General features: G+C 69.1%; 4 protein-coding genes. 2 read left to right on the forward strand and 2 right to left on the reverse strand.

All coding sequences use genetic code 11. The features are described from left to right. Window positions 1-4: 4 nt before the first annotated feature. Complete coding sequence (locus tag ACQP2X_RS30465) at window positions 5-391, reverse strand: hypothetical protein (RefSeq protein ID WP_498687706.1); 387 nt, start codon at window positions 389-391, stop codon at window positions 5-7. Continuing rightward, window positions 378-9,335 (reverse strand): golvesin C-terminal-like domain-containing protein, encoded by an 8,958-nt coding sequence (locus tag ACQP2X_RS30470; RefSeq protein WP_498687708.1) that lies wholly within the window; start codon window positions 9,333-9,335, stop codon window positions 378-380. Before ACQP2X_RS30470 ends, ACQP2X_RS30465 begins: the two co-directional genes overlap by 14 nt. A 127-nt stretch (window positions 9,336-9,462) precedes the next feature. On the opposite strand from ACQP2X_RS30470, the gene ACQP2X_RS30475 reads away from it, so the two are divergent. After that, the gene (locus tag ACQP2X_RS30475) at window positions 9,463-10,041 is read left to right on the forward strand and encodes an RNA polymerase sigma factor (RefSeq protein WP_498687710.1); all 579 of its coding nucleotides are present in this window, start codon (window positions 9,463-9,465) and stop codon (window positions 10,039-10,041) included. A 2-nt stretch (window positions 10,042-10,043) separates the two neighbouring features. Then, window positions 10,044-10,619 (forward strand): hypothetical protein, encoded by a 576-nt coding sequence (locus ACQP2X_RS30480; RefSeq protein WP_498687711.1) that lies wholly within the window; start codon window positions 10,044-10,046, stop codon window positions 10,617-10,619. Window positions 10,620-10,622 lie beyond the last annotated feature (3 nt).

Genomic DNA, 10,622 nt, shown 5'->3' on the forward strand with positions numbered 1-10,622 from the left:
TATATCAGTCCTGGATCCGCCACTCGTAGCGATCGAACACCTCGTCCACCCGGGGCATCTGAGTGAGCAGTTCCAGCCCTTTCTCCCGTGGCAGGATCAGGGCCTTCGGCCATGCGACGACATCGCCGTCCATCTCGATGGTCTCCTCCCCCTCCACCTCGGCGTGCACGAGGTCGTAGAAGGACCGGTCCCGCAGCAACGTCACCGTCGAATGATCTTCGCCGACCGAGACGGTGAGCACCTCGTCGCCGCAATCGTTCCAGGTGAAGCTGGCCGGCCGGGTGCCCAGCGAGCCGTAGATCGCGGTCACCTCGTCGAGCTCGACGACCTCGGTGGACTCCGGGTCGAAGAACTCCACCGTCACCTTCGGCTCGTCATCATTGCGGGACATATCTACCCGTCGCTTTCGTATAGACGCCGTGCAACCCGTTCGGACCGTAGACCTTCAGGGTGTCGAGTCCCAATTGTTCGGCGTAGCCGGCCATGCTGTTGCGGCAGAACCGGCAGGGGTTGCGGTCGACGAACAGGTTCGCCTCGCCGCCGCTGTGGTTGTTCTGCTTGGCCCAGTCGATCGCCTTGGCGAAGGAATCGCCTTCGGCGTGGTCCTCGTACGACGTGGCGGTCATCCGGTTGCCCTTGCCGGGGAACGGCGTGGCGCGCCCGCCGGCCCGGCCGTTCTTGCCGTAGAACGACTGGCCGCCGTAGTCGAGCCGGGACAAGGTGTTCTTCTTCGGCAGCTTGTGCTTGGGCGTGCCCGCGGCCTTGGCTGCGTCGTAGGCGGCGTCCTCGTCCGCGACCGACTTCATGTTGTCCTGCGTGCGGCGGTTCGCCAGGTCCGCCTGTGCTTCCGGGTTGGGGCAGTTGTCGTTGTGTACGAGGACAGCGGTCCCGCCGGCCAGGACGTAGTAGGTGTGTACGCCCTGGACGGTCAGGTTGTGGACCCGCTGGACCCGCTTCTCGTGCTCGACCGCGGTGACCTGCGCCCACGTGCCGGCGCCGGTCTGCAGCCACATGCCGGGCTCGAGGTCCTCGGCGAGAACCCACCGGCCGGCGTCGGGCACCCAGAACGGGTGGCCGGACGTGGCGACCAGGTCGGCCGGCCCGGAACCGGTGTCCACCGTGATCGTGTAGAGCCGCTTGACCCCGTCGCCGCTGATCAGGCGGGTGACCGGGCGAACCTGCCGGTCGCCCGACTCGACGTCCGACGCCGCGACCTCGTCACCGATGTCGACGTCCTCGATCGCCTTGCTGGTGCCGTCGGCGAGCAGGACCCGGGTGCCCGGGACGAAGCTGTTGCAGTCCGGAGCCTTCGTGGTCGACGGCGCCTTCGGCGGCGTCGCCGCCTTCGACGCGTCCACGACGTTGTCGGCCGTCTTGGCCGCGTCGTAGATCTTGTCGGCCGTGCGGGCGGCCTTGACCGCGCCGACCACGTTGCCGGCCAGCGGGATCGCCGAGGCCAGCGACATCGCCCCGTCGACGTAGTTGCCCTCGGCCATGTACCAGATGCCGTTGGCCACGTCGGCTACCTCGCCGACGACCGGGACCATGCCGACCACGTCCAGCGCCGCGTGGCCCAGATCGGACCAGGACATCCCGAACAGGTGGCCGTCGAGCTCCACGAAGCTGATCGGGTTGCCGCCCGCGAAGGCGTACCGGTTGTTGGTGAACGGGTCCGTGGTCAGGCCCATGTCACCGAGGGCACCGCCGTAGTTGTCCCGGGTGAGGAATCGGTTCAGGCCCGGGTCGTAATTGCGGAAACCCATGTCGTACGTGCCGGAGCCGGCGTCCCAGCGGGCCGCGTTGAACCGGAACGCGTTGTACGGCTCGTCCTGCCCGGGGGAGGAAGAGGGCTTGTCAGCGCCGGTGAACTGGGATTCGTCGTCGCTGCCGTACGCGGTGTAGCCGTACGTGGCCCGGGTCTTGCCGTCCTCCTTGGTGATCCCGATGACGTCGCCCCGCGGCCGGTACGAGTACTGCGAGTACTCGCGGCTTCCGTCGTCCTTGTGCTTGATCTGGGTGAGCTGCTGGCCCCAGGGCGAGTACTGGTACGACTTGTCGGCCTTGCCGGCCACCTCTTCCCGCAGCACCTGGTTGTCCAGGCCGAGATAGGTGAAGACGGTCGTCTTGCCGTCAGCGGTCTGCGACGTCGTGCGGTCGAACGGGTCGTAGGCGTACGTCGCCGACTCGGTGCCGGCGGTCACCTTGGCCGTCCGGTCGAAACCGTCGTAGTGATACTTCTGCGCCCGCTCGCCACCGACCGACACGGTGTCCAGCCGGCCCAGCGGGTCGTAGTTGTACGTCGAGGTCACGCCGGCGGCCGTGGTGGAGTGCAGCCGGTTGCGGTCGTACCGGCTCCTCGTCTCCACCGAGTCGACCGTCTGCGACACGATGTTGCCGTTCGCGTCGTACAGGTAGGACTCGGTGGCGGAGCTGTCCCCGCTCTTGGTGAGCTTGGCGATCCGGTCCTGCGGGTCGTAGTCGAAGGTGTAGGTGTTGTCGATGTAGTCCGCCGTGTCGTCGGCGTTCATCAGCTTGAGAACGTCCCGCGACGGCGTTCCGTTGGCCCCGTACTCGAGCGTGTGCTCGGCCACCAGGGTGCCGCCGGAGGTCTTCTCCACCTGGTGCTTCGCCGAGCCGTCCAGGTAGTACTCGAGGTCGACCGTGTTGCCGTTGGGCTTGACCTGCTTGAGCAGCTCACCGCGGGCGGTGTAGGTGAACGACGAGATCTGCTGGTTGCCGGCCGACGGCGAGTCGGCGTTCGTCACCTTGGCGACCATGTCCCGGGTGTCGTACTCGACCTTCGACCACGTGACGTCGTGGGTCGTGGTCAGCGGGTTGCCGTTGGCGTCGTACGTCAGCGCCGTGGTGTTCCGGACCGCGCCGGCGGTGACCTCCTCGACCTTGCTGATCTGGTTGAGGCCGTCGTACCCGATGCGGTACGTGTCGATCTTCGCGCCCGGGCTGAGGTCCTTGACCTCGGTCATGAACCCGTTCGCGTTGTACTTGTAGGTGAACTCCTTCTTCTCGTCGTCGGTCTCGCCCGCGCTGGCGCGGACCAGCTTGACCGCGTCGGCCACCACCTTGCCGGTGGCCTGGTCGGTCAGCGTGACCTTCTGCGGCGCGTCCTCGGTGAAGGCGTAACTGCCGAGGCTCACCCAGGTGCCGGCGCCGGTGGTCTGGTCGACCGTCTTGACGGCGCTGCCACCGGAGTGGGTGACGGTGAACCGGGCGTTCGTGGCCGCCCCGCTGACCTGCGGGTAGTAGACGAAGACCTCGTACGTGCCGTCCCGCGGGATGTTCAGCTGCCAGTTGTACTGCGCCGCGCCGCTGCCCGCGGGGGCGGTGTAGACGTCGTAGCCGTACTGGCCGGTCGCTGCGCCGCTGGTCCAGGTGCCCTGGCTCGCGGTGTTGTTCGAGTCGGAGCTGTCGACCAGCACCACGTCCCGGCCCACCGGCACGCCGTCGTCGGAGCGCGCCCGCTGGCTGCCGGAGGGGAAGAAGTCCCAGGTCATCGTCCGGGTGACCGACCCACCGGCCGAGGTCAGCGTGTTCTTCGTCTGCTGACCGAGCTGGTTGTAGTCGTACGTGTTGACGATGCCCCACGGATCGGTCGAGGACTTCTGCCACCCGTTGTCGAAGTACTGGTAGGTGGTGTCGTTGCGGACCTGCTGACCGTCCGAGGGTGGCGCGCTGACCTTGGTCAGGTTGCCCGCGGGGTCGTACTCGTACAGCGTCTTGTCCGGCGTGTTGTAGCGGCTGTCGCTCTTGTTGTAGGCCGACCAGACCTCCTTCGCCCGGTTCAGCGCGTCGTAGACGGTGACCTGGGCGAAGTCGTCGGCGTCGCCGGTGCTCTCGACGCCGCGCGGGGTGATCAGCTTGGTCTGGTTGCCGGCGGCGTCGTACTCGTATCTGGTGGTGCGATAGGTGATGGCGCCGGCCGCGTCCTTGCTGTGCGGCACTTTCGACTCGATCAGGTCGCCGCGCGCGTTGTAGGTCGCGAGCGACTCGTTGCCGTCCGCGTCGGTGGTGCCGGCCGTGAGGCCGTCCTTGTCGTAGCGGGCGCTCGTCGACCGGCCCGCCGCGTCGGTCGTCCGCACCACGCGGTGCACCAGGTCGTACTCGTACTTCCTGGTGAAGTCGGCGGTGTCGGCGGTGGCGTTCTTCCGGGGGTCGGAGACCGTCACCAGGTTGCCGACGTTGTCGTAGACCGACGTGGCCTTCTGGCCCTCGCCGTTGACGACCTCGATCGGCTGGTAGATCGCGTCGTACTTCGTGGTGATGGTGTAGTCGCCGGCCGCGGCCGTCAGGTTGCCCTGCGGCTCGGTCACGGTCAGCGTGTTGCCGACCTTGTCGTACGTGGTGGTGGTCTTCCGCTCCGGGTCGCCGGGCTCGTCCTTCGGGGCGATCGTCTCGACGGGCTGGTCCGCCTTGTCGTAGACCGCCGTGGTGACGGCGCCGTTCGGCGCGTACGCGGTGAGGATGTTGTCGTTGGCGTCGTAGACCGAGGCCTTGGTCGTCAGATAGCGGCCGGTGGCCGCGTCGATCGGCTCGACCTTGTCCTTGGGCCGGCCGAAGGTGTCGTACCCCTGGCTGGTCCTGGCCTGTTTGGCGTTGGTGAGTTCGGTGACGTTGCCCCGGGCGTCGTACGCGAAGGTCGTCGTGGCGTTGGCGGCGTCGGTGATCTTCCGCGGGTAGCCGCTGGGGTGGTAGTCCGTGAACGTGGTGGTGTTGCCGTTCGCGTCCTTCGAGGTCAGCGAGCGTCCCCACGTGTCGTAGGTGTTCGTGGTGACGGCGCCGACCGGGTCGGTCACCGTCGCCAGATCACCCTCGGCGGTGTAGGTGAACGTGTGCTTGCGGCCCTCGGGGCTGGTCTTCGTGGCGAGATCCGCCACGTAGCCGCCCAGCTGGGTCTGGTACGTCAGGACGGTGCCCGCGTACCCGTTCTTGACCGCGAGCGCGTCCTTCGTCTCCAGCGGGTAGCCGGTCCTGGCGTCGTACCGCCAGGCCGACACCGCGCCGTTGGGCTCGGTCAGCGCGGTCACGTTGTGCTGGTCGTCCCAGGTGAGCCCGGTGACCTCGTTCTTGGCGTTGGTCACCCGGTACGCGCGGCCGTAGCCGTCGTGGTTGTAGGTGGTGGTGTGGTTCTCGGCGTCGGTGACGACCGTGTCCACGCCGGCGCCCTGGGGACCGTCGGGGTCGGTGTACGCGAACTGCGTCAGCCCACCGAGCCGGTCGGTGTAGGACTTCGTGCGCCAGTGCCACTGCGGGTCGTCGCCGGCCGACGGGTAGTTGTAGACCAGGCTCGTGCTGCTGCCCCGCGGGTCGGTGGCCTTGACCAGCTTGACGTTCTTGTTGCCCTGGGTCATGTCGTACTGGAACTTGAAGGTCTTCGGCGTGCCGTCGGCCGAGCCGGCGCCGTCGACCAGTTCGCCGAGCAGACCCTTGTCGGTGTACGTGAAGGACAGCACCCGCCCGGACACGTCCCTGATCGTCTTGACGTGGTCGATGATCTTCGGGTTGGTCAGCGAGGCGCCGGCCGCCCGGGTCCACGTGGTGTCGTCGATGTACTCGAAGCTCTCGCCCTTGGCCCAGTAGTCGATCGTGATCGTCTGCCGGGACTCCGGGTCGGTGACGTAGCGCAGGAACTTCGTCGGCGCGTTGTTGCTTTTGCGCTCCTCGTAGGTGAACAGCATGGTGTTGCCGTTCTTGTCCACGGTGGAGGTCAGATAGCCGTCGCAGTCGTAGAAGAACTGGGTACGGTCCGGCCGGGTCAGCGACCAGGCCTGCGGCTCCTGGGTGTTGGGCTTGCAGTCGACGCCGGTCTTCTGCTGCAGGTAGAGGTGGACGCCCTTGGGCGACACCCACGTGCCGGTGGCGGAGTCGAGGGTGAACCAGTGGCTGGTGCCGTCGCCGTCGGTGAACGTGACCCGGGTCGGCTTCGGGTTCGGGTGGAAGTCCAGCGGCGAGCCCAGGCGCATCATCGACGACGCCTGCAGCGACCAGCCGAAGCCGGCCACGGTGTCGGTGGTGTCCAGCGAGTTGTAGGTGAGCCGGACGAACGACGACAGACCGCGCGACGGGTTGCTGAACGCGTTGTACTGCCAGACCGTGTTGCCGGCGTACAGGTTGTTCATCAGGGTGCCGCCGGCGCCGGTGTTCTTCCCCGCGTACGAGTAGAAGTCCTCCAGGCCGAGCTGATCCGAGGTGGGCTCGACCACGGCGATCTTCTGGGCCAGCGGGGCCAGACTCTGCCCGGTGGTCTTGTTCTTCAGCTCCCAACTGATCGTGTAGTCGGTCTTCTTGTTGCCCTCGGAGGTCGACGGCGGCGTGGTGACCGTCGCGGTCAGATCGACGGTGCCGCCGGACGGAACGTCGGCCGGCAGCGCGGTCACCGCGGCCGACCCGGCGACGGCCGCACCGTCGGCCCGCGACCACTTGTAGGACAGCTGCCAGTCGGCGGCCTTCCAGGTGGCCCCGGTCGGGTTCGACAGCGAGACCGGGGTGGTGAACGTGGTCGCCGGCGGCGCCCCGTCGGGCAGTTGCGGCGCGTAGTACGTCGACTCCGGCGTCTGCTCCAGATAGGTGACCTCGAGCGTGGGCCGCAGCATCGGCTCGGCCGTCTCGGCGCTCAGCAGCATCGCCCGTGCGGTCGCGTTGACCTCGTCGCGCTGCTTGAGCAGCAGGCCGTGGTTGGTGCCCGGGGTCGCCACCCACGACTTGGCGGCGGCGGTGACGTTCCAGGCCGTCCACTTCGGGTCGTTGGTGAAGGCGTTGTACGCGGACAGCGCGGTGGCGTCGTAGTCGCCGCCGGCCGTCGTCCAGGCGGTCGTGCCGTCGCTGGTGTTCCAGGTGGCTTTGGCCTGGTCGAAGGCGCGGGTCAGCCGGTAGGCGTCGACGTTCTCGTCGGTGTCGGTGCCCGGGTAGAGACCGACGTTCCACATCCGCAGTTGCGCGTCGACCACCTGGGCGTTCGCCGCGATGCCGGAGACCGGGAACTTCACCAGGCCGCGGGTGTCGCCGTACACGGCCGAGTTGTTGCCCGGCGAGACGTACGGGTCACCGGCGTAGCTGTTGACGTTCACCGCCGGCTGCGCGGCTGACAGCGTCGTGTCGGCCACTCCGTTCCGGAAGATCTTCGTGATCTGCCCGGCCTTCGGCAGCATGGCCGGCACCGTCGGACCGGCGAGGATCTTTCCGTCGGTCGTCTTGACCGCGACCATGTAGTAGAAGAACTTGCGCTTCATGATGTCGGTCTCGGCCGCCGCCGTCGGTGACGCGGTGCTGTCCTGGAACGTCGTCGTGGACTTGGCGACCGGGGCGACCAGCGTCGCCGCGGACGGCGTCCACGTCTGATAGACGCTGCGGTGCACCTGGTACTCGGCGATGTCGGTGCCGGTGTACGCCGGCCAGTCGAGCAGCGCGCCGGTCGCCGTGATGGTGGTCGGCGCGTTCACCGCGACACCCGGCTTGCCGTACGTGATGGTCAGCTTCGGCAGGTTCGCGTCCCGGCGGGCGTTCTCGTACGCGAACTCGGACGCCTGGAAGATCGCGCCGCCGCGGCCCTTGTCGGTCTCGTTGACGGCCTTGACCATCAGACCGTGGTTGGCGGCCGTGCCGTTCACCCATTCCTGCACGACGTTGCGCACCGGGAACGACGACCACACGCTGGACTTGCTGTTCGCCTTGACCGTCGTCGCCTTGGTGAACCGGACGGCGTCGGCGATGACGGCCTTGCCCGCGACGTCGCCCAGCACGACCTTGCCGGTGGTGCCGGCCGCGAACGGGTGCACCCCGAGGGTCTTCCAGCCGCCGGCCGCGACCGGGGTGGTCTGGTCGACGGTGTACGTCTTCGAGCCGCCGTTGTAGTGCACGGTGTAGGGCGCGTTGACGGCCCGGTCGAACTCGCCGACGTAGTGCACCTCGACCAGGTAGTCGCCGGCCTCGGTGATGGTGGGCACGTAGGTGTACGTGTGCCCGGTCGTCGCGTCGTTGTTGACCCGGTAGTCGGCGCCGATCGCCTTCGACGTCAGCGTGGTGTTGGCCGACGCCGTCCAGGTGCCCACGGCGGCCGTGTTGGCGTCGCCGTCGTCGACCGTGACGATGTTGCCGGCCGGCTCGGCGGCGATCGCCGCGTTCGTGGTCGCCCACGTCGCCGTCGACTCCGACCACGCGGCGGTGACCTTGCGCGCCTCCATCGGCACGTCCTGGCCGTACGCGTAGTAGGACGAGTCGTAGTAGAGCTGGAGCTGCGCGTCGTCGATCGCGGTGCCGGCCGGCACCATGCTGGTGTCGAACTTCAGCAGCGAGCGCCAGGCCGCCGTCGCGTCGGTGCCCACCCGCAGCTCGTACGAGTTGTTGTAGTTGGTGGTCGTCGCGCCGGACGAGATCATGACGTCCTGGGCGTCGGCCGGCACCGGCTGCACCTTGATCGTCGGGTCGACCACCACCGGGTAGGCCCGCGCCGGATCGGTCAGCCAGGCCGCGTCCGCGGTGACCGTGACCGTGTCGCCGGTGACCGTCTGGGACACCTTCGCGCTGGTCGCGCTCTTGCTGTCGTACATGTACGGCGCCGGCATGGTCAGCACGGTCGCTCCGCCGCCGCCGCGGAAGGCGATCGATCCGTCCGGCTGCGGCACCGCGGTCAGGCCCTCGGTGTCCAGCGGGAATGTGAAGGAGACGGGGCCCGACGGGGCCCGCTTCAGGACGATCTTCTCCTTGAGCTCGGTCGAGCTCACGTCGTAGACCACATCGGCGTCGCCGGCCGCGCCCGGATAGGTCACCGTGGAGCCCGACACCTTCGGGGCCACGGTCTCGGGCAGGCCCAGCTCGACCGCCCGGCCGTCCTTCTCGAACCGCACGCCGCGGTCACCGAACAGACTGGTGAAGGCGTTGGCCGAGTTCCCGTGCGAGTAACCGGCCCTCTTCACCGGCCGCACCCGGGTGTCGATGGGCCGGTACGCGCCCTTGCCGTCGCGATAGTTGACCGGCACCGGCGAGATCTCCGCCTGGAGCCGCCCGTCCGCCAGCTCGTAGACCGTGCCGTTCGCGGTCCGGCGCGAGGCGACCTCGCGGACCCGCTTCGGCGCCGGCCACTTCCTCGCGGCCGGCGGTTGCTGGTCGAGGGCGAGGCCGGCGCTGACCGGCTCGGCCTTCGGTTTCACCGTCCGGTCGGCGTCCACCAGATCCCTGGCGGCCACACCGAAGCGGTCGAACAGACCTTGGTCCTCCCGGACCGCCGTGCCATCGTCGCGCGTCGCCACGAAGCCCCAGCCACCGACGCCCGCTACCAGCGCCAATGTCAGTGCCGTAACGAGCGTCCCCCGTTTTCTTCCCATACCCCTCGTCCCTTTGTCATCGACGAACGTCGAGGGAACGCTAGGAAGGCGGCGCATTCACGGGCGCATATTTCTGATACACCGGCCGGCCGGTACCGTGCTCCTGTTCTCGAGAGGGGTGCACCGTTTGCCGAAGGATGACGAGCTCGCCGCGGCGCTGACCGCCGCGCGCGCCGGCGACGAGCGGGGCTTCGCCGTCCTCTGGCGGGCGTTGCATCCCGCGGTCCTGCGCTACCTGCGGGTGCTCGCCGGCGACGCCGCCGAGGACGTCGCTTCGGAGACCTGGTTGCAGATCGCCCGCGACCTCGGCCGCTTCACCGGCGACCCGGCCGGCTTCCGCGCGTGGCTGTTCCGCGTCGCCCGGCATCGCGGCATCGACGAGCTCCGCCGGACGGGACGGCGCCGCGAGGACCCGGCCGCGACCGTCGACACCGGCTCGGCCGGCCCCGACGCCGCGGCCGAGGTCATCGAGGGCGCCGAAACGGCGTGGGCGCTGAGCCGGGTCGCGCTCCTGCCCATCGACCAGGCCGAGGCCGTGATGCTGCGCGTGGTGGCCGGCCTCGACGTCGCCACGACGGCCCGGGTGCTGGGCAAGCGGCGCGGCGCTGTGCGCATCGCAACCATGCGCGGCCTGCGCCGGCTGGCCGCCGATCCCCAGGTTCGTGTCCGGGCGGCGGAGAGCCGCGACTCCAGCGAGAGGGTGTGACCATGCCTGTCCGGCGAGAGGACGATTCCGACCCCGCGCTCGACCACCTGCTCGGCGCCCTCCGGGCCCCCGCGACCGCCGAGGAGCGGCACGGCGAGCAGGCGATGGCCGCCGCCATGGCCGCCGAGTACCGCCGGGCGCCGAAGCCGAACAAGCGCCTGCGCACCCTGATCGCGTCCACCGTGACGGCGGTGGCCCTCCTGCTCGCCGGCAGCACTGCGGTGGCGGCGCAAACCGGGAATCTTCCCCTCTTCTCGAAGCCCGACGCCACGACGCCGCCGAGAACGCCGGTGGTGCCGGCGCCCGCGCCCACCCCGGCGACCGCCCCGGAGCCCACGCCGGCGCCGTCCCGCTCGTCCACGCGCCCGGCCGTTCCACGGGCGGACTGGTGCGCGGCCTGGCACACGGCCGCCGGCGGCGGCAGGCCGATGAACGGGCGGGATCGCCGGGACCTCATCGCCGCGGCCGGCGGCGAGGCCTCCGTGGCGGCGTACTGCGGCACGGCAACCCCCACCGAGCCGGCGAAAAAGGGTAAGCCGGCCAAATCGAAGAAGCCCAAGCCCACCGGGAAGGACTGAGCG

Origin of the sequence: Actinoplanes sp. CA-131856 (genome assembly GCF_050956135.1) — a bacterium.
Taxonomy (GTDB): domain Bacteria; phylum Actinomycetota; class Actinomycetes; order Mycobacteriales; family Micromonosporaceae; genus Actinoplanes.